The organism is Neobacillus drentensis (assembly GCF_036965425.1).
Lineage (GTDB): Bacteria > Bacillota > Bacilli > Bacillales > Cytobacillaceae > Neobacillus > Neobacillus drentensis_F.
This window is the reverse complement of record NZ_JBALPP010000040.1, coordinates 2,594-22,051: the sequence shown is the minus strand read 5'-3', so window position 1 is coordinate 22,051 and position 19,458 is coordinate 2,594. Positions and strand designations below refer to the sequence as shown.

Genomic DNA, 19,458 nt, shown 5'->3' with positions numbered 1-19,458 from the left:
AGGAGGATGGCCCATCAATGTTAATGTTTATTTTTCGCCGTTTATTGCAAACCATCCCGGTAGTAATCGGGGTAACATTCGTTGTTTTCTTCATTATGCAGCTCGTTCCTGGTGATCCTGCCGTTTTGCTCGCAGGTGAGGGGGCTTCTAAAGAAACGATTAATGGAATTCGTGAACAATTAGGATTAAACCGGCCTTTATTGGTTCAATATTTTGATTACTTAACGAATATCTTTCATGGTGATTTTGGCACTTCGTTAAAAAATAGCCAGCCAGTTTTGGATGAAATTATGGTTCGCTTACCGATCACCATGGAGCTTGCATTTTTTAGTATTCTTATCACCATCATTTTAGGGATGGCTGCCGGGATTATTTCAGCAATAAAGCCTTACTCACTTACAGATACAGGTGTAATGTTAGTTGCCCTTCTAGGGATTTCACTTCCAAGCTTTTGGTTTGGATTGATGATGATGTATTTCTTTTCCGTTAAGTTGCAAATTCTTCCCGTTGCCGGATGGGACAGCATCCTCCATGTTATTCTTCCGTCCCTTACATTAGGTGCCGGGGGTGCCGCCATCGTGGCCCGGATGACTAGATCCAGTATGTTAGAGGTCGTTCGTCAGGATTATATCCGAACAGCGCGTGCCAAAGGACTTCGTGAACGTGTCATCATTTATAAGCATGCTTTACGTAACGCCCTTATCCCTGTTATTACTGTTGTTGGTTTACAATTTGGTTCCCTCTTAGGCGGAACCGTACTTGTTGAATCGATATTCGCCATCAATGGACTAGGCCGTATGATTGTGGATGCGATTCGTATGCGCGATTTACCAATGGTCCAGGGCGGAGTATTAATGGCCTCGCTTATCTTCGTAATCGTGAATTTATTAGTTGATGTATTTTATCGATTCTTCAATAAACGGATTGAATTAAATTAATAGGTGGTGAATGAAGACATGACTGAGAAAAACAAACCGATATTAGAAGTCAAAGGATTAAAAACTCATTTTTATACGAAGCGGGGCGTAAGTAAAGCAGTAGATGGCATCGATTTCACACTAAAAAAGGGTGAGACCTTGGGTATTGTCGGCGAATCCGGCTGTGGGAAAAGTATGACATCCCTTTCGATTCTCCGTTTAATCCCATCCCCTCCTGGTAAAATCGCAGGCGGGCAGATTCTTTTCAAAGGAAAGGATTTGGTGTCCCTTCCAGAGGACGAAATGAGGAAAATTCGCGGAAACGAAATTTCAATGATCTTCCAAGAGCCGATGACCTCTTTAAATCCCGTCATTCCGGTTGGTGAACAAATTGCGGAAGCTTTAAGACTACATCAAAATATGGGAAAAAAAGAAGCATGGACTAAATCCATTGAAATGCTCAAACTCGTTGGAATCCCCTCTCCTGATAAAAGGGCAAAGCAAGAGCCTTTCCAATTAAGCGGCGGTATGCGCCAGAGGGTCATGATTGCGATGGCACTCGCCTGTACCCCTGAGGTACTAATTGCAGACGAACCAACGACAGCCTTGGATGTAACGATTCAAGCACAAATACTATCGTTAATTAAAGACCTGCAAACCAAGTTAGGCATGGGTGTCATCATGATTACACATGATTTGGGTGTTGTCGCAGAAACATGTGACTCCGTTGCAGTTATGTATGCCGGCAATATTGTCGAGCATGCAGCTACCGAATACATCTTCACCAACCCAAAGCATCCCTATACCCTAGGGTTAATAAATTCTTTACCGAAGATTCACGAAGATCAGGAAGAATTACAAACGATTGAAGGCAGTGTCCCAAGTCCTTATAATATGCCGATCGGCTGCAGGTTCGCCTCACGATGCCCTTTTGAGCAGCCAATATGTCATGCCAAACAGCCGGAGTTAGTAGAACAAGCTGATGGCTCTAAGGTTCGCTGTTGGATGTATACAGATAAATGGACTGGTCAAGTTATTGAAAAGGAGGCTGTACAATAATGCAAACTGCGGAAAAAAAGAAAGTATTATTAGAGGTGGACCATTTAAAGCAGTATTTCCCAGTTAAAACAGACTCCGTATTTAAACCAAAAAACTATGTAAAAGCTGTTGATGATGTTTCCTTCCATCTCTATGAAGGAGAAACGTTAAGTATTGTCGGCGAATCTGGCTGCGGAAAATCAACGACTGGACGAGCGATTTTAAGACTGGATGAACCGACAGACGGTAAAGTCTTATATTCTGGGCAAAATATACTTGATTTTAATAAAAAAGAAATGAGAGAGCTTAGAGGAGATTTGCAGGTTATTTTCCAGGATCCTTTTGCCTCACTCAACCCACGGCAAACGGTCAAGCAAATATTAAATGAAGCAATGGCGATTCAACAAGTTGTTCCGAAGGAAAAACGGATGGAAAGAATGTTAGAATTACTAGGTTATGTCGGTCTTCCTGAGGAAGCACTAGATCGCTATCCCCACGAGTTTAGCGGAGGGCAGCGACAGCGAATTGGAATTGCCCGCGCTCTTGCGGTAAATCCTAAATTAATTATTTGTGATGAGGCGGTTTCTGCTTTGGATGTATCCATCCAAGCGCAAATACTAAATCTATTAAAAAAGCTGCAAAATCAATTTCAACTCACCTTCCTTTTTATTTCGCACGATTTAAGTGTCGTACGTCATATTTCTGACCGGGTTATGGTAATGTATCTTGGTAAGGTTGTTGAAATTGCAGAAAAGAAAGCACTATTTGATTCACCTCATCATCCTTATACAAAGGCATTATTATCATCTATTCCTGTTCCAAATCCAACGTTTTCAAGGGAGAAAGTTATATTAAAAGGAGATGTCCCCTCCCCTATCGACCCGCCTAGCGGATGTCGTTTTCACACACGTTGTCCGTTTGCGACAGAGAGGTGTAAAATGGAAGAACCTGCTTTACGCGAAATAAATAAAAATCATTATGTCAGCTGCCATTTTGCAGAGCAGCTATTCCAATAAAGCTATTTTCAAAAATGAGATAAATTAGATAAAATAGTATATTAAAAAAGGGAGTGAGGTTTGACTCCCTTTTTCTACATTTAAAGGAGCATCTCGTTCCATGCTTAATATTGAAACCTTCTCCCTTTATATCATGCTATGTGTGTTAGCCCCTTTATTAGGTGCTTTTACCTTGTTGTTCTTATTTGTTTTTGAAAAACGAATTGACCTTCTAGAAAAACAAACACGGGAAATTGCCCTTGAAAAAGAGCTGCAAACAGCGCTATATAATCAATTAAATCAAGAAATACAGCCGCATTTTCTCTTTAATACATTAAATTCGATTTTAAGCTTGGCCAGGTTAGACAGAAAGTCGGAACTAATTCGCTCGATTGAAACTCTTTCAAGATTACTTAAATTTAAATATAAAACCAATTCACCTCTTATTACGATCAATGAGGAATTATCCTATATTAATTACTACTTGGAAATACAAAAAATAAGGTTTCGTGAAAGACTTCATTATGAAATATCGATCGATCCAGAGGTTGGCCAATCTGTTATTATCCCTTTTTTAATACAAACGCTTGTCGAGAATGCCTTTAAACATGCCTTTGAAAAACATATCGGTGAAGCCTTTTTAAAAGTCATAATTAATAAAAAAAATGAAGAAGTATATGTAACCGTTTGGAATAATTCTTTAGAAGGACAAGTGCTCCAAGCTAACGATGGCGGGCTTGGATTAGAAAATATCGCCAAAAGGCTAGAGATTCTTTTTCCCGGTGATCGTACTTCAGTAACATTAAACAATACAGATATTGGGACCACTGTGACCGCCATTTTCCCATTAGCAAAAGAAGGTGCAATGTAATGAATATCCTTTTAGTCGATGATGAACCGCTTGAATTAGAACAACTTGAATATTTAATTCAGAAAAAATTTCCAAACTGGAAATTTTTCAAGGCCCTAGATGCCTCCCAAGCCCTTCAAATTTTCAAACAACATGAAATCTTTCTTGCTTTTTTAGATATCCAGCTGCCAGGAAAATCTGGTTTGGAGTTAGCGAAGGAACTGACCAGTTCTTATTCGATGGACATTATTATGGTGACAGCATATCAAAATTTTGAATATGCACAGGCCTCGATAAGATTAGGGGTTGTTGATTACATTACAAAGCCTGTTATTGAAGACGAGCTGATGGGTGTATTGAGTAAGTATGAAAGGTTGGGGCGGTATACTGAGCCAATCATAAACGCATTACAAATCATCCACCAGGAATATAGTGAAAAATTATCATTGAATTATTTGGCGTCAAAAATCCACATTAACCCTGCTTATTTAAGCAGAAAATTTCATGAGGAAGTCGGGATGGGCTTTTCGGAATATTTAAATGATTACCGTTTAAAAGAAGCGCAAAAAATGCTAATTGATTCCCCTGATTTAAGCATTAGCACAATCTCTGAAAGATGCGGATTTAACAGCCAGCACTACTTTAGTCAAATCTTTCGAAAAATGACTGGACAATCACCCCGTGACTACCGTCTAAAGGAGACAAACCGTTGAATAAGAATTCTTATCAATTTTATATTAGCGGTGCGATTAAATTAGGTGTTGGCTTTGGGGTTGTCAGTCTTTTAGCAAGGTGGATAACAGGCAATACCATCCTTTCCTCTCCAGAAACGTTAATTAAATACGGATTAACAGGAGGACTCGGCTATTCATTAATGGGGGCATTAGCACTCATTTTGTTTGGATTTATTGCCAAAGTATTGCGTGATAAATTCCCTGAGGAACAAACGATTGGGGATGTATTAAGAAAAAAATTAACACCTGCCGGCTACTGGATTATCATCGCTGTGCTTATTTTTACGAGCCTGCACTCTTTATTTATTCAAGCAATGGGTGCCGGAATTCTCATACACATTATGTTCCCTATTCCTGTTTTTATTGGAATGTTATTGTTTTTAGGATTTTGTTTTTTTGTCGGGGGAGTGGGTGGAATGCAGCGGATCCATCAACTTGCAGGTGTGAATGTCACCTTAATCTTCGGGACCGTTATCGTTATCCCTGTCTATTTCTATATCCAGGAAGGTGTTCATCCTGTTTACGAGGGGATCAAATTATATCATCCGTACATTTTATTTTTTAAAAATACAGATTCGATCTGGTTTATTTTCACAGCTATCTTGATTGGTTTTGGACAGGCTATGATTGACCGGGCAACATGGCAAAGAGTATTTATTATTCAACGAGAAAAAGTACAGATGACCTTTACCCTAGCAGGTGTTATTTGGGCCACGGTTCCCCTGGCCTTTACCTCACTCCTCATGATTATTATGTTTGGCAGAAGCTACAAAAATATATATTCTTTGCTTTTTGAACTTGTGGATAAAATTCAATCAACCATGCTCATTGTTTTATTTGTCTTATTTTGCTTTAGTGTCATATCGTCTGCCATTAGTTCAGAGCTCCATGCCACGACAACCTTGGTTGTTAAAAACATAATAGAATTATTTCGTCCTTTATCGGATCGTGAGAAATGGAAACTTTCCTACATTTTTTCCGGTATCGTGTGTATTGGTTTACTCCTTATTGTGAGTATCCTTTCACCTAACCCACTGCAGCTTTTGTTTTTCTCCGGAAATATTTATGCAGCAATCATAGTGCCGATGTTATTTATTATACTGAGCAACAAAACTTTACCTGTAATTATTCCCCTTTCTTCCTTGATTGGTACTGTGGGTGGTTTGTTACTAATACCATGGAACGACAATTTGCTGACCATTTGGGTAAGTTTCATTATATCTGGTGTTATCTGTATATTTGTTATGATTTATCAACAATTATCAAGACGTTATAGACCTATAAGAAAGTCGGGGTGAGTTCAATTTGAAACAAGAAGATTCAATTATAAATAGCCCGGATTTATTACCAACATCCCCGGAAGCTCGTACCTGGAAGTTTGGACATTATTTCTCCGTTTGGATGGGCTCCGTACATAATGTCCCATCCTACGTTACGATTGGTGGTTTTTTTTCGTTAGGTTTATCCATATGGCAAGTATTTTTTATCATTATCCTTTCAGCCCTCATTTTGTCAGTTATGATGATCTTGAATGGGCATGCCGGAGAGAAATATGGAATCCCCTTCTCAATCTTAATCCGGACAAGCTTTGGCCGGAAAGGAGCTATTTTTCCGGGAATACTTAGGGGAGTTGTGGCAGCGATTATGTGGTTTGGGTTACAAACCTATGCCGGCAGCCTGGCTGTCACCATATTAATTGGTGAAATTTGGGCGCCCTATCCAACATTAGGAGCTAATTGGAGCTTTTTAGGATTAAGTATATCCAGTCTTATTTCTCTTTTGCTATTTTGGATTATCAATGTTTTATTTATCTTTGCTGGCATCAACTCATTAGGGAAGTTAACGAAACTGCTCTCTCCTTTAGTTTTTATCGTTTTTGGGGGAATGGCAATTTGGGCCATTCATTTAGCAGGTGGAATTGCTCCCATCTTAAACTATCGTTCGAGAGGTGTAGAAGGAAATAGTATTTTTATTATTTTAAGCTGCATTTCCGCCATTTTAGCCACGTGGGTAGCGCAAATACTAAGCGTTTCGGATGTGACTAGATATTCCCGTTCCAATAAAGAACAATTTTGGGGGCAAGCTGCTGGGCTTCTGAGTACTTATTTATTGTTTGCCATTGCTAGTATCACGATTATCATTGGGTCAGAGGTTGCCTTTGGGGTACCCATTTGGAATGTTCTTGAAGTGATCGATCGCTTTGATAGCAAATTTGCAATTGTCCTTTCCTTGCTAACCATTTGTTTATCGACATTATCTGTTAACATTGTTGGAAATATTATTCCTGCAGGTTCTCAATTGGCTTCCTTATTACCGAAAAGTCTCAACTTTAAATCTGGCGCAATACTTGCTGCGTTGATGGGTTTACTGATTATGCCTTGGAAGCTTATGGAGAACCCTGAAAGTATTTTTACCTTTTTAAATATGGTTGGAGGAATGTTAAGTCCTGTAATCGGGGTGATGCTTGTGCATTACTTTTTAATAAATAAAAAAGATATTAATATACAAGAGTTATATTCTTTTAAAATCAATATGCGAATAACGAATGAATTTCATTTTCCTGCCATACTATCTACTCTTTTGGCCGGCAGTCTAAGCTTACTAGGAAAATTTATCCCAAGTCTTGAACCGCTTTATAGGGTATCCTGGTTTAGTGGAATCCTAGTTTCTGCTATTCTTTATCTAATATTCTATTATTTAAGCAATTGGTCTGTTGCCCGCCGGTTGGGTCAAAATACAGCAAACACACTAAAAAGGGGATGATGGCATCATCCCCTTTTGCTATATAAATTAAGTTAACGACCCAGAAACCAAGTTACCATGAAAAAATACGGCTTTTCGGTTTGATCGCCTTGCAACGGCCTCTGCTGAACAGCTTGCTTCTACCAATACTATATTGGCTGTATCTCCTTCTTTTGGCCATACCTGACTGCCTTCTTTGTTTAAAGGAGTTATTCCGCCAGTTATATATTTTAAGGATTGTGCAAGTGATACTTCATCTGTCCAACGGCAGCGTTCAATTAATCTTCCAGCCCTTTCAAAGACATCCCCATTTCCCGTCGGCCACCACGAATCATAGATATTATCATTGCCGATAGCCACTTCCACACCATATTCAGTTAAAAGGTTTACCGGAGGAATGTTTCTCCCAATTGGTAGGCTTGTAACAATTGAAATTCCTGCCTCTCTTAAAATTTCCGCCATTTCAATTGCTTCATCACGGGAAACATCTCCTAAACCAAAAGCATGACTGACTGCTACTCTTCCTTCCCAACCTGCTTCTTTCGTTAAGATGGCAAGCCGCTTCATCGTGAATGTACCTAAATGGCCAGGATCATGTAAATGCAAATCAATATCAGCATTCCCTTCAACGGCCAAATCCATTAACTGGACTAAGGAGGCTTCAATATTTTGATCGACCGTCGCTGGATCGACAGCTCCCACAAGTCCTGCCCCGTTCCTCAACGCCTCTCGTAATAGTTCTGGTGTTCCGGGACGGAGTAATCCGTGCTGGGCGAACGCTACAATTTCTGAACTTACTTTATGGGAATAGGTTTCCAAGGCATGTTGCACGCCTTCTAAATTTTGCAATTTCACTTCAGGATAAATATCGACATGTGTTCGAACATGTGTGGAACCATAGGATAATAGCACTTCAAGCAGCGCTTCTGCCCGCTGTTGTGTGCTTGTGGGAAGAGATGCGAGAATATTTTTTTCAAAATTACAGCGGTCTATTACCCCTTTAGCCGGGATACATGCGCGCCAAGCATCACCCATATAAGTTTTATCTAGGTGGACATGCTTTTCAATAAAGGAAGGGAGCACTAACAAGCCTTTCGCATCTTTAACCGGAAGCTCATCTTCCCTTTTTCCTGCAGCTTTGATGATTTTGGCTATTTTTCCATCCTCTATTAATAAGTTACATAGTTCTGTCTTTGTTCCTACAACTTTTTCATTCTCTTTTTTATATCCTGTTTCTATCCGAGCATTCTGTAACCAATATTTGTTATTCATTTCAAATCTTCCTTTCATTTTTTTTTAACAAGATAAAAGGGGTTATCCAATGGATATCCCTCTTATCTGGTAGAGTCTATTTTATTGAGACATCATTTAATTCTAGATAGCCAGATGGACTAATAGCAAAGCCTTTTACATCCTTTGAGACAGCTGCTAAATTTTCTATGACTCGAACCGGAATATAAACCGCTTCTTTCATTTCTAATTCCTGTGACTGGGCATATAATTCCTTCCGCTTTTCTTGGTCTTTTTCACTGCGAGCAGCTTCAATTAAGCGATCTGCTTCTTTATTACTGTAGAAGAAGGTATTCCCAGCCCCACCCTGAGAGCTTGTATGGAAAAGGTTATACTGATTATAATCGGCATCACCCGTCGCATTTCTCCAGCTCAGGATAAACATTTCAGTGTCTCCCTTGTTTGCTTGGTCAACAAAGGTACCGTACTCCAACACCTGGATTTTTAATTTTACTCCAATCCCTTTTAATTGTGATTGAAGTACTTCGGCCATATTCACTCTTTCTTTGCTATCCATTGTTTTAAGGGTCACCTCAAAGCCATTTGGATAGCCTGCCTCAGCCAGTAATTTCTTTGCTTCATTTAAGTTATATTCGTACGCTTTCATATCAGGATTGTAGCCGAAAACTTTAGAACCTAATAACGAATTAGCCTTTTTCCCTACGTTGTTATAAACCCCTTTAAGGATGGAATCCATTTCAACTGCATGGGCAATAGCCTTCCGGACTCTTTCATCATTAAAGGGTTTCTTTTGAACATTAAAGCCAATATATTCGGTTCCATATCCTTCACTTCGATAAACATCTACTGCCTGCGAAGCTGCGACCGTATCCATCATTGGGACAGAAAGCGGTTCAGCAATTTGGGCTTCTCCCGTTTCCAGCATGGAAATTCTGGTGGTTTCCTCGGGTACGACTTTAAATACTACTTTGTCGACCTTTGCTTTTTCTCCCCAATAATTTTTATTTTTGGTTAAGACAATTTCTTGTCCAGGCGTCCACGATTCAAATACAAATGGGCCCGTTCCATTTGGTTCTTTAATAATGTTCTTTCCGTATTTTTCGATGGTTTTCGGACTAATGATTCCGCCTTCATGGCTTGCCAAAATGGAAAGCAGCGGGGAAAATGGCTCTGATAAAAGAAACTGAACGGTATAATCATCAATAACCTTTACCTCTTTTACCATTTTAAAAACAACAGCTCTTGGAGAAGCTACCTTAGGATCTAAGAGTCGATCAAATGTAGCTTTCACTGCATTAGCATTAAAATCGGTACCATCATGGAATTTTATACCTTTTCTTAATTTGAATTCCCATGTAGTATCATTCAACTGTTCCCATTTTTCTGCTAATAATGGCTGGATTTCGGCATTTTTATCACGGCCAACTAAACCTTCATATACTTTTCGGTGTGTAACGCTTGCTGCATTAATGGTAGACATAAACTGCTGATCCAAGTTTTCTGCATCAGACAAACGGGCTATCACTAGTGTCCCACCTTCTTTTGACGCTGTCTTCTTCTCAGTCTCTTTTGTGCTCACGTCCTTATTGGTTGAGCACCCGGTAATAAGAAAAAACACCAGCATCACCAGAAATAAACTTCTTCCACCCCGAATTGCATTCATCGACTCTACCTCCTGAATATTTTTATAATCTTTGTTATTACTTGTCTAATTATAGAAAATATTCAGATAATTTTATTTCGAAAATATTTACTTTAATTTTCAATATCTTTACTTCTTTTTAACAATTTAAATAGAATCTACTACTTTAAAGGAAGGAGGAAATAATTCATACTCTTGCAATTGCTGATAGTCCCTTTCTAAATATCCCTTTTTCATTTTATGAAAATATTGCTGCCCCTTTATTTTGATTTCTTCTAAATCAAGATTAGGGATTTTTTGATCCTTCATGACGATTTTTCCGTTAATAATAGATAGCTTTACGTCTCTTCCTGATCCACTTGCAATCATAGTCCGGATTGGATCGTCAAGAACTCCCAAATGATAACCATCTAAGTCAATTGCAATAATATCTGCTTTCGAGCCAACTGAAAGTCGGCCGAGATCCTCTCTCCCTAGAAATTTTGCAGCACCGAGTGTAGCCGCCCGGAAAAAGTCTGCGTAAGTTGAATCCTCTAGTTCTTTTTCGATAAATCGCGAAAGCATACTTCCGGTCCGAATGTTTTGGAACATATCCGGCGGAAAGGTATCTGTACCAAGCGCCAAATTGATTCCCGCTCTTTTATATTTTGCAAATGATTCTAATGCTGACATATGTCTGCCAATGATTAATGGGCAATGAATGACGGTCGTGTTCGTTTCTTTTAAAAGAGCAATATCATCACCCTCACCTTTTTGCGCTTCACTATATCCAGCAATAAAATGAGCATGGGGAATTCCCGTTTTTGGACCTAAGAATCCGAGGTTATATAAATACTGAATTGGTGTTACTCCGTACCTTTCTAAAATGGTATGGTACTCAAAGCTTCCCTGGGCTGCATGTAGTTTAATAGGAACACCTAATTGATCACTAATATATTTTGTTTGGGTGAGACTATCTGCCGTTTGACACTCAATCCGTTCCGGTGCGAGCATCCCCCTCACCAATCCATCATTTGTGCCGTCGAATTCCTCCACAAACCTTACTGCCCGCTGTAAACCTTCTTTTCCTGCCGCTTCATCCCAGTGTAGTTTAATCGTACCATCAGGCTGTACCACTCTAATCCCTGATTGGTAGCTTGGACCAAGATAAATTCTTAATCCCAGACTAACGGCATGATGTGCTGCCGCAGCAAGCTCCTCATATGTTTCTGCCCATTTTTTATAAAAAACAGATGTGATTGGCATCGCCGTTGTGATCCCATGAAGAATCAGTTGTGAGTAGGCGTAAAGTGATTTGAAGGCTTCTTCTTCAGCGGTCATGACCTCATGATGCCCGTTTTGAACATACTGCTCTGACCAGAGCAGGTTCATCTGTCTTCTCGAACTAGCCTCTACATGGAGGATATCATGGTCAATATCCCCGAGAGCATTTAAATCGATAAAGCCTGGACTTATGACCGCATTCCCTGCATCGATTTCCTCGTTGACTTCACCTGCGTAATTTTTTCCAACATAAATAATGGTGTCGTGTTCATAAACGACTTCAGCGTTTTCAATTAGGACATGATCATAGCCATCATAACCGATGACGTATCTTCCTTTTAGTTTTGTTTTCAATGCTATTCCTCCTTTCGTAAACTCCTTCTTTATAAATTATAAAAAAATTACACTCATTATATTTTCGGAATCATTACTATTTTTTGAAATATTTCTACTTTTTAAGATTTTCGGCACCTATGGGCGAATGTCTCATATCGTATAATTAAGGCAGAAATTAGTCTTTTTCCTCAACCATACCGCTCCTTGTCCCCTTTTAAGCTGAAGCATTATCAAACCGATTTCTGCTCCCTGTTTATTCAGAAAACAAAGGGGGAATTTATCATGCCAGAAATCATCATCCTTCTTATTTTTCTTATTTTTACGATAGTTCTAGTCTTGGGAGTGGTCTCACACATCAAACAAACTGCAGGAAAGTGGATTTACTTTAGCCTGTCAGCGATAAGTTTTATAGGTATTCTATACATGTTATTTTTTCAAACTCTGAACATATTTGATCAAGGTAAACCAATTAAATCACCCACCGTTGAGACCCCAGTTGACAGCGGTCAGAATAACGGACCGGATCCTGGCAAAGAAGATCCACCTGTTAAGGAGAATCCGCCGCCTGAAACTCCAAATGAGGGAAAACCAGATAACCCAACACCGGAAACTCCCGAAAAAATTAATGTACCAGCTGATGAAATTGTGAAGTATGAAGTTGTTAAAGGGGATACACTTTACTCCATTGCAACTCGTGCTGAAGTTACAGTGGTAAAAATTAAGCAATGGAATAACCTTAAATCCGATGTCATTTTTGCAGGCCAGATCTTAAAGCTATATGGAAAAAATGTAGAGCCCCTGCCTCCTGTGGAGCCGCCGAAACAAGATCCGCCGCCAGCCACTGCTTCATCCGTACTCATCTCTAATGGCAGCCTGCAGAAAAAAGAAATTGCCTTAACCTTTGATGCAGGAAGTGATGCCGCAGGGATTGCAATCTTGGATGTTCTGAAAAAATATAATCTTAAAGCAACCTTTTTCCTTACTGGCAAATGGGTTGAAAAGTATCCAGACCTTGCAAAAAGAATCGCGGATGAAGGACACGAAATTGGCAACCATTCCTATTCCCATCCTGATGCAGTAAAAACGACTGCCGCTGCCTTTAAACAGGATATTCTTAAGGCGGATCAGGCGATTAAAAAAGCGACTGGAAAATCCCCGCAGCCCTATTTCCGCTTTCCATTTGGTTCTTACAACCTCGGAGCATTAAAAATTGTAGGGCAGGTAGGTTATCCATACAGCATTCAATGGTCTCTCGATACGATCGACTGGCAGCAGCCATCAACAGAGACACTCGTTTCAAGAATAAAAGTTGGTGCTAGCAATGGCGATATCATTCTTATGCATATTGGGGGCATCAATACCCCTGAAGCAGTCGACGACGTCATTCCGTGGCTCCAAGCACAAGGCTACCAATTGGTTACACTATCAGAACTATTAAATTAAAAGTAGGGCCGGCAGACCTAGCCGCCCCTTTTTGCATTTTTTATAGAAAGAAATCATAAAATGGACAAAGAAGGTTTATTGGGGAGGGATTATTGCAGCTGAATATGAAAAAAACACTGTTAACCTATTTCTGTTTACTATTTGGAGCTACGCTGCAAGGTTTCTCTATGTCTATATTTTTATTTCCGCACTCCATTCCTTCTGGAGGCGCAGCAGGGCTAGCAATATTATTGAATCACTGGTTTCATTTATCACTTGGATTTTCCTTATGGCTGGCTAATATTGTTTTTTTAATGTTTGCCTTAAAATATTTTGGGTTCACCTGGACAATACGAACCATAATTTCGGTTGCAACAACCTCAACAGTTGTTAGCTTCCTAACTTCTCAAGTCCCCTTGCAACATATAAATCTATTGTTTGATATTGTTAGCGGTTCCATCTTTTTTGGTATTGGAGTAGGTTTGTTGATTCGCGCAGGTGCATCGAGCGGAGGCATGGTCATTCCGGCATTAATGATCGCCAACTACAAGAAATGGAGCCCTGGGAAAGTAATGATGGGCATAAATTTTATTATTTTTCTATTAACCGCACTTGTTATCAACTATAAAATCGTTATATTTGCAATTATTTGCCAATTTTTCTCTACCAATATTATTGACTATATCTATAGTTTTAAGTTTCAGAAACTAAGTTTTTTATCTGCAAACTGGAGAAAAAAATAGAAGATCCCTCCTACAGGATCTTCTTTTCCCTTAAATAGGCAATGACTGCCTCGACTGACTGATCAATTAATAGTTTATTCGTTTCAATAATGATTTCTGGATTATCTGGAATTTCATATGGCGAGGAGATTCCAGTAAATTCAGGGATTTCACCCTTTCTCGCTTTTACGTATAGTCCCTTGGGATCCCTATCCTCGCATACATCAATAGGACATTTAACAAAGATTTCAATAAACTCTTCCGGTTCGAATAACTGGCGGACAAGTTCGCGGTCCCCCTGAAAGGGAGAGATAAATGCAGAAGAAACAATATGACCGCTATCAACAAAAAGCTTCGATACTTCCCCAATTCTACGAATATTTTCCTTTCGGTCCTCGGGCCTAAAGCTTAAGTCACTGTTCAAGCCATGGCGGATATTGTCTCCATCTAACACATAACTTCGAAAGCCAAGTTCGAATAAGGCATGATCTACTGCGTTAGCCAACGTTGATTTCCCGGAGCCTGATAAACCGGTGAACCATAAAACACAGCTTTTATGCCGATTTAATTGATGGCGGTCTGTTTTTGTAACAGCGGATTGATGCCAAGTAATGTTGCTATTCCCCATTTAATACACCCTTTAGTTTTTGGTATAAACTTCCTTCATCCCTTGAATCAGTATCTCTACCACCTCAGGGCGGCTGAATTCCTTAGGGGGCTGTTCTCCGTCCTTCAACATCCCTCTAACCTTTGTACCTGATAAAATAACATGATATTGTCTGTCATGAGGGCACGTTTTTTCCGAGGCCATATTTTCGCATTTTTTGCAGTAAAAACTATGTTCAAAAAAGAGCGGTTTAATTCCTAATTCATCTTCAGAAAAGTGGCTGAAAATTTTCTGCGAATCATAGGTTCCATAATAATTACCTACACCTGCATGATCTCTTCCTACGATAAAATGGGTACAGCCAAAATTCTTCCTGACCATTGCATGAAAAATAGCTTCTCTTGGTCCGGCATAACGCATGGAAGCTGGGAACACAGATAAAAACACCCTATCTTTTGGGTAATAGTTTTCTAGCAGCACTTGATAGCTTTTCATTCGAATTTCACTTGGGATATCATCCGCTTTTGTCTCCCCAACAAGCGGGTTTAGGAAGAGTCCATCGACAGTCTCCAGTGCGGTTTTTTGGATATATTCATGGGCCCGATGAACAGGATTACGTGTTTGGAAACCTACTACCGTCTTCCAGCCTAATTCTTGAAATTTCAGCCTTGTTTGAAAAGGGTCTAAATAGTAGGTTGTAAACAATAATTTGGGCGGCCGTTTAATAAGGGTAATAGGACCTCCGACATAAATTTCTGCTCTCTCAAATAGTTTTTTTACACCTGGGTGATTTATGTCCGTTGTCCGGTAAACCATTTCAGCCTCTAATTTTTTGTCCGGAATAAAGATTTCCTCAATGCTCATTACACCATAGACCGTACCATCATGAACTAAATTGATCGTATCTCCTACTTTTATTTCCATTGCCTTTCTTTTGTTAATGGCCAGTGTAATCGGAATAGACCAAGGCAATCCATTTAACAATCTCATACTTTTCACAACTGTGTCATAATCCGCTTTTCCCATAAAGCCTTCGAGCGGACTATATGCTCCGTTTGCGATTAATTCCAAATCACTTAATTCTAATTTGTCTAATTCTATTTGGTTAAGCGATAAATTGATGGGGCAATTAGGGTCTATACGATTGATTAATTTACCGCCATGGGGCACACTTTCACTCACCATTTCTTCCTCCCAAAACCTCTATTCTTGATGAAGTCCGCATTCTGTTTTTGAATGATCTGACCAGCGGCCTGATCGGCTGTCATCTGTATTCTTGATTGCTTTTGTACATGTGGCACAGCCTATACTTGGATAACCTTTATCGTGCAATGGATTATAGGGGAGCTTGTTTAAGTGGATATAAGTCATGATATCGTTCCAAGTCCAATGAATAAGGGGGCAAATTTTTATTTTATGGAATTTTTCATCTCTATTAATATAATTCGTGAGGCTCCTTGTTGGGGATTGTTCTCTTCTTAAACCAGAAATCCATGCTTTCACATCATTTAGGGCTTCTCTTAGGGGTACGACTTTCCTCATATGGCAGCAAAGATTGGGGTTATGCTTCCAGAGTTCTTCACCATACCATTTCTCCTGCTGACTGAGTGTCATAATGGGTTTTTTCAATTTAATTTGTAATGTTGGATAACGCTCTTTAACTTTTTCAATTAATTCATAGGTCTCGGAAAAATGCAGGCCGGTATCAAGGAAAATAATTTTGGCGTTTTTCTTAACCTTCTGGATTAAATCAATTAATACGATCCCCTCTGCTCCAAAGCTGCAGGCATAAACAATTTCATCTCCGTATTCCTGGAACGCCCATTTTAACACGTCTAAAAAGTCTGGATACTTTTCTAGAATCTCCGCCTCTTTTCTTTCATCCCAATTTTCATAAGTCAACATTTCAGGCAAATCCTCTCCTCCCATTCAAAATGTAATGGTGATACATTCATTGTTTCCCACGGTGATCTTATTCATATTGTTTACATGACCATATTGATTATAGGAAATTGCCGCCCTGATCCAAGAACCATGGCCAAATGCTAGAATATTAGAGGATTTTCGATATTTTTCTAGGAACAATATAATTCTGTTCTCTAAATTTTCAATACTTTCACCTAAAACAATTTCCTTTGGGGATTGTCTCCACTTTTCACCGAATTCTTTAATCATGTCAGTCTTTGGCACACCTTCATAGGCTCCAAAATCTAATTCGTCCAGCAAACTTTCAATTTGGCATTTAAATCCATAAAGCCTTGCTGTTTGATGAGTGCGCTTTAAGGAACTGGCTAAAACATTAGTAAATGGGGATAGTTTTTCGAGCAGCATTTGATTGTCAGTAATCTCTTTGTTTACGGCCTCGGTAATTTCCGAAATTTCAATATCTTGCCGCCCTTGAAGCCAAGTCATTTTATTCCATTCTGTTGGAAGATGTCTGATTAAGGTAAGTTGCATTCATGTTCCTCCAAAAAAAAGGTTTCACTTCTAAGGCCGCAACGCTGGGCTTCTAGAACTAGTACATCCGTTAATTTAACATTTCCTAAATTAACGTTCGGTCCGATTTCATTTATAAAGTACATTTGGTGTTTAGCGGAAGGCGCTTCAAAAATAATTTTATTATGATCAATATCTCTTAGTAATTCCTGAATTAAATCGGATTTTATGTTTCCGCATTGTTTATAAATACCCGAAGTTCCTGAATCTCTTCCTTCAGTAATCACATAATCACAGCCGGCTTCTAGCAAAAGCTGCATTTCCTTTCTCCATTCAGAGACTGGCATTTCTTTATGGCAATCTTTTGAACCTACCTCTGAAATTACATGAAAATCCTGTTTAAAAAGAGAAATAAGATAGAGGCGTTCTTCTATTGGAATATCAAAGGTCCCGTTTGAAATTTCGACCCAGTTCACACCTAAATCATGTAAATACGTTTGATACTCTGAGATTTTATTGTGGTAATAGCTTTTTTCAAATAAAGTGCCGCCGCAATAAGGAATAATATTAAATTGTTTATACAGCTCTATTTTTTCCTTTATGTTAGGTGTCACTAATGCAGACCCGATTCCAATTTTAGCAATATCAATGTATGGGCTGTAATCAGCTAAAATATTTTTTAATTCACCAATTGGAGTTCCGAAATCGACAACTGAAGTCAATCCGTAGGTCCTTGTTCCGGAAGTCCTTTTTGGCAAGGTTAAAAAACCCATAAGGATGCGCCTCCTCAATTTTTCTAAAATAGATTATTCGGAAAATGGGTGAATGTGTAAATAATGGGCCCATTCCTTAGAAAATAGGCATTTGCCTGAATAATCGAAAGCCTCGCATCAAACAATATAATAGCTAATCATTATTGTCAGGGGTGTACACTTAGTGCCGAAGCAAAAACATAAAGGCTTAACGATTCTCGCCATCGGTTCCATTCCACTTATTCTTGTACTGGGAAACTCGATGCTAATCCCTATTCTTCCAAAAATGAAGGAAGAGCTTGATGTTTCGCAATTTAAGATTAGTTTGATTATTTCTGTATTTTCGTTTGCAGCTGCAATCTCTATTCCTGTCCTAGGTTACTTATCTGATCGTTTTTCAAGGAAGGCCGTAATCATACCTGCGCTCATTTTATATGGAAGCGGCGGTTTTTTAGCAGGGGCTGCAGCCGCATGGTTTTCCAATTCTTATATGTGGATACTTGCTGGAAGAATCATGCAGGGAATAGGCGCCGCGGGAACAGCACCAATTGCTATGGCCTTAACTGGGGATTTATTTAAGGGCGGAGAACAAAGCAAGGTTTTAGGATTAGTTGAGGCATCAAACGGCTTCGGTAAGGTTATTAGTCCAATCATTGGTTCATTATTAGCACTTCTGTTCTGGTATGCCGTATTTTTTGCCTTTCCGATTTTTTGCCTTATCTCTGTACTATTAACGATCTTTTTTATCAAGGAGAAGAAAAAGGAAAAAGAACCGCCGCCAGTTGGAAAATATATTAAAGGGTTGATTTCCGTATTTAAAACAGAAGGGCGCTGGTTATTTGCCGCCTATTTTACTGGGGCAACCTGCCTATTTGCGCTTTTTGGAATTTTGTTCTATATTTCAGATATTCTTGAAAAGGATCATCATATTGATGGTTTATTAAAAGGAGGTATCCTAGCCATTCCCCTTTTATTTATGACCACCACCTCTTATATAACTGGAAGTAAAATAGGGAAAAAGATGAAATTAATGAAATCGTTAATTATTTTGGGGTTGCTTCTAATGACTGCGTCTTTTTCTACCTTGATATTATTTCATAAATTAGTTCCTTTTTTTGCTGTTCTTGTAATAAGCAGTATTGGGACAGGACTTGTTCTCCCATGCATCAATAGCTTTATTACAGGATCTGTACCAGCTGATCGAAGAGGCTTTGTTACTTCTCTATATGGATCGGTCCGTTTTTTAGGAGTAGCTATTGGCCCGCCTATTTTTAGTAAATTAATGGAGTGGTCCCGAACAGGGATGTTTTTAACAACTGCCGGATTAACATTGCTTTGCGGCCTGCTTTGCCTCATTCTAATTCATGTCGCGAAAAAAGAAACTGCAGAAAATAGCGATACATTATTTGAAAAATTACAGTTTACATAAAGGGATGATCTGCTTGCAAATTTATTTTTCACCTGAGGTGATTACACCTGAATTTCAAGTCCTAAATGTCGTAGATTCAAAAAACAAAGCGGTTGGCAATGTCGCCTTTCTGTTTGATGAAAAAAAGCTGTTCGTTTACGGGATATTGGAAGAAGAAGGGGTTGGTGCGGATTTTAAAGATTTGGTGACCCCGTATTTAAAAGGATTAACAAAAGCAAAACCAGGTCTTGATATTTTCACCTGTTTATATGTCGGATGTAAAAAAGTAAAACTGAATGACGAGGAAGAAAAATAAGAGGTGACTCAAAATAAAACTTTGAGT

The 19,458-nt window shown here is 39.1% G+C and carries 19 protein-coding genes; 11 read left to right on the top strand and 8 right to left on the bottom strand.

Features of this window, described 5'->3' with window-relative positions; all coding sequences use genetic code 11:
* Positions 1-17 precede the first annotated feature (17 nt).
* The 7 genes from nikB to ncs1 all read left to right on the top strand — a co-directional run bounded on the left by nikB (position 18) and on the right by ncs1 (position 7,297).
* Positions 18-938, top strand: coding sequence for a nickel ABC transporter permease (gene nikB, locus V7161_RS11010; RefSeq protein ID WP_335445091.1), 921 nt, complete (start codon positions 18-20; stop codon positions 936-938).
* Positions 939-956: 18 nt separating this feature from the next.
* Positions 957-1,976, top strand: coding sequence for an ABC transporter ATP-binding protein (locus tag V7161_RS11005; RefSeq protein ID WP_335445090.1), 1,020 nt, complete (start codon positions 957-959; stop codon positions 1,974-1,976).
* Positions 1,976-2,971, top strand: coding sequence for an ABC transporter ATP-binding protein (locus V7161_RS11000; RefSeq protein ID WP_335445089.1), 996 nt, complete (start codon positions 1,976-1,978; stop codon positions 2,969-2,971). The genes V7161_RS11005 and V7161_RS11000 overlap by 1 nt, the downstream gene beginning before the upstream one ends.
* A 100-nt stretch (positions 2,972-3,071) precedes the next feature.
* The gene (locus tag V7161_RS10995) at positions 3,072-3,821 is read left to right on the top strand and encodes a sensor histidine kinase (protein WP_335445088.1); all 750 of its coding nucleotides are present in this window, start codon (positions 3,072-3,074) and stop codon (positions 3,819-3,821) included.
* Positions 3,821-4,513 (top strand): response regulator transcription factor, encoded by a 693-nt coding sequence (locus V7161_RS10990; RefSeq protein ID WP_335445087.1) that lies wholly within the window; start codon positions 3,821-3,823, stop codon positions 4,511-4,513. Before V7161_RS10995 ends, V7161_RS10990 begins: the two co-directional genes overlap by 1 nt.
* Positions 4,510-5,832 carry a hypothetical protein gene (locus V7161_RS10985; protein ID WP_335445085.1) on the top strand — a complete coding sequence of 441 codons (1,323 nt, stop codon included), beginning with the start codon at positions 4,510-4,512 and terminating at the stop codon, positions 5,830-5,832. The genes V7161_RS10990 and V7161_RS10985 overlap by 4 nt, the downstream gene beginning before the upstream one ends.
* 7 nt (positions 5,833-5,839) lie before the next feature.
* The gene (ncs1, locus tag V7161_RS10980) at positions 5,840-7,297 is read left to right on the top strand and encodes an NCS1 family nucleobase:cation symporter (protein WP_335445083.1); all 1,458 of its coding nucleotides are present in this window, start codon (positions 5,840-5,842) and stop codon (positions 7,295-7,297) included.
* A 27-nt stretch (positions 7,298-7,324) separates the two neighbouring features.
* On the opposite strand, the gene V7161_RS10975 is transcribed toward ncs1, so the two are convergent.
* The 3 genes from V7161_RS10975 to V7161_RS10965 form a co-directional block, all read right to left on the bottom strand.
* Positions 7,325-8,548 (bottom strand): amidohydrolase, encoded by a 1,224-nt coding sequence (locus V7161_RS10975; protein ID WP_335445081.1) that lies wholly within the window; start codon positions 8,546-8,548, stop codon positions 7,325-7,327.
* Positions 8,549-8,624: 76 nt separating this feature from the next.
* The gene (locus V7161_RS10970) at positions 8,625-10,190 is read right to left on the bottom strand and encodes a glutathione ABC transporter substrate-binding protein (protein ID WP_335445079.1); all 1,566 of its coding nucleotides are present in this window, start codon (positions 10,188-10,190) and stop codon (positions 8,625-8,627) included.
* 126 nt (positions 10,191-10,316) lie between these two features.
* Entirely contained in the window at positions 10,317-11,786 is a 1,470-nt protein-coding gene (locus V7161_RS10965; protein ID WP_335445077.1) for an amidohydrolase family protein, read from the bottom strand.
* Positions 11,787-12,050: 264 nt separating this feature from the next.
* Here V7161_RS10965 and V7161_RS10960 point away from each other — a divergent pair, with 264 nt between their 5' ends.
* Positions 12,051-13,211, top strand: a complete 1,161-nt coding sequence (locus V7161_RS10960) for a polysaccharide deacetylase family protein (protein WP_335445075.1) — start codon at positions 12,051-12,053, stop codon at positions 13,209-13,211.
* A 92-nt stretch (positions 13,212-13,303) separates the two neighbouring features.
* Positions 13,304-13,933 (top strand): YitT family protein, encoded by a 630-nt coding sequence (locus V7161_RS10955; RefSeq protein ID WP_335445074.1) that lies wholly within the window; start codon positions 13,304-13,306, stop codon positions 13,931-13,933.
* Positions 13,934-13,943: 10 nt separating this feature from the next.
* Here V7161_RS10955 and cysC read toward each other — a convergent pair whose 3' ends face one another.
* Genes cysC through V7161_RS10930 form a run of 5 tightly spaced genes read right to left on the bottom strand, consistent with a single transcriptional unit; the run spans position 13,944 to position 17,728 of the window.
* The gene (gene cysC / locus V7161_RS10950) at positions 13,944-14,540 is read right to left on the bottom strand and encodes an adenylyl-sulfate kinase (RefSeq protein ID WP_335445072.1); all 597 of its coding nucleotides are present in this window, start codon (positions 14,538-14,540) and stop codon (positions 13,944-13,946) included.
* Positions 14,541-14,552: 12 nt separating this feature from the next.
* Positions 14,553-15,701 (bottom strand): sulfate adenylyltransferase, encoded by a 1,149-nt coding sequence (gene sat, locus V7161_RS10945; protein WP_335445117.1) that lies wholly within the window; start codon positions 15,699-15,701, stop codon positions 14,553-14,555.
* Between the two features lie 21 nt (positions 15,702-15,722).
* Positions 15,723-16,424, bottom strand: a complete 702-nt coding sequence (locus V7161_RS10940) for a phosphoadenylyl-sulfate reductase (RefSeq protein ID WP_335445115.1) — start codon at positions 16,422-16,424, stop codon at positions 15,723-15,725.
* A gap of 24 nt (positions 16,425-16,448) precedes the next feature.
* Positions 16,449-16,976: a histidine phosphatase family protein gene (locus V7161_RS10935; RefSeq protein WP_335445070.1), complete on the bottom strand. Its 528-nt coding sequence runs from the start codon at positions 16,974-16,976 to the stop codon at positions 16,449-16,451.
* Entirely contained in the window at positions 16,961-17,728 is a 768-nt protein-coding gene (locus V7161_RS10930; RefSeq protein ID WP_335445068.1) for a phosphosulfolactate synthase, read from the bottom strand. The genes V7161_RS10935 and V7161_RS10930 overlap by 16 nt, the downstream gene beginning before the upstream one ends.
* 163 nt (positions 17,729-17,891) lie before the next feature.
* On the opposite strand from V7161_RS10930, the gene V7161_RS10925 reads away from it, so the two are divergent.
* Complete coding sequence (locus V7161_RS10925) at positions 17,892-19,136, top strand: MFS transporter (protein WP_335445066.1); 1,245 nt, start codon at positions 17,892-17,894, stop codon at positions 19,134-19,136.
* A 4-nt stretch (positions 19,137-19,140) separates the two neighbouring features.
* Positions 19,141-19,431, top strand: coding sequence for a hypothetical protein (locus V7161_RS10920; RefSeq protein WP_420491613.1), 291 nt, complete (start codon positions 19,141-19,143; stop codon positions 19,429-19,431).
* Positions 19,432-19,458: the final 27 nt, after the last annotated feature.

Excerpts from the sequence above, each read along its gene's own strand:
- V7161_RS10990 (WP_335445087.1), top strand. The coding sequence starts at position 3,821 with ATGAATATCCTTTTAGTCGATGATGAACCGCTTGAATTAGAACAACTT.
- V7161_RS11005 (WP_335445090.1), top strand. The coding sequence starts at position 957 with ATGACTGAGAAAAACAAACCGATATTAGAAGTCAAAGGATTAAAAACT.
- V7161_RS10970 (WP_335445079.1), bottom strand. The coding sequence starts at position 10,190 with ATGAATGCAATTCGGGGTGGAAGAAGTTTATTTCTGGTGATGCTGGTG.
- V7161_RS10940 (WP_335445115.1), bottom strand. The coding sequence starts at position 16,424 with ATGTTGACTTATGAAAATTGGGATGAAAGAAAAGAGGCGGAGATTCTA.
- V7161_RS10935 (WP_335445070.1), bottom strand. The coding sequence starts at position 16,976 with ATGCAACTTACCTTAATCAGACATCTTCCAACAGAATGGAATAAAATG.
- nikB (WP_335445091.1), top strand. The coding sequence starts at position 18 with ATGTTAATGTTTATTTTTCGCCGTTTATTGCAAACCATCCCGGTAGTA.
- V7161_RS10920 (WP_420491613.1), top strand. The coding sequence starts at position 19,141 with ATGATCTGCTTGCAAATTTATTTTTCACCTGAGGTGATTACACCTGAA.
- V7161_RS10975 (WP_335445081.1), bottom strand. The coding sequence starts at position 8,548 with ATGAATAACAAATATTGGTTACAGAATGCTCGGATAGAAACAGGATAT.
- V7161_RS10995 (WP_335445088.1), top strand. The coding sequence starts at position 3,072 with ATGCTTAATATTGAAACCTTCTCCCTTTATATCATGCTATGTGTGTTA.
- V7161_RS11000 (WP_335445089.1), top strand. The coding sequence starts at position 1,976 with ATGCAAACTGCGGAAAAAAAGAAAGTATTATTAGAGGTGGACCATTTA.
- cysC (WP_335445072.1), bottom strand. The coding sequence starts at position 14,540 with ATGGGGAATAGCAACATTACTTGGCATCAATCCGCTGTTACAAAAACA.
- V7161_RS10930 (WP_335445068.1), bottom strand. The coding sequence starts at position 17,728 with ATGGGTTTTTTAACCTTGCCAAAAAGGACTTCCGGAACAAGGACCTAC.
- V7161_RS10960 (WP_335445075.1), top strand. The coding sequence starts at position 12,051 with ATGCCAGAAATCATCATCCTTCTTATTTTTCTTATTTTTACGATAGTT.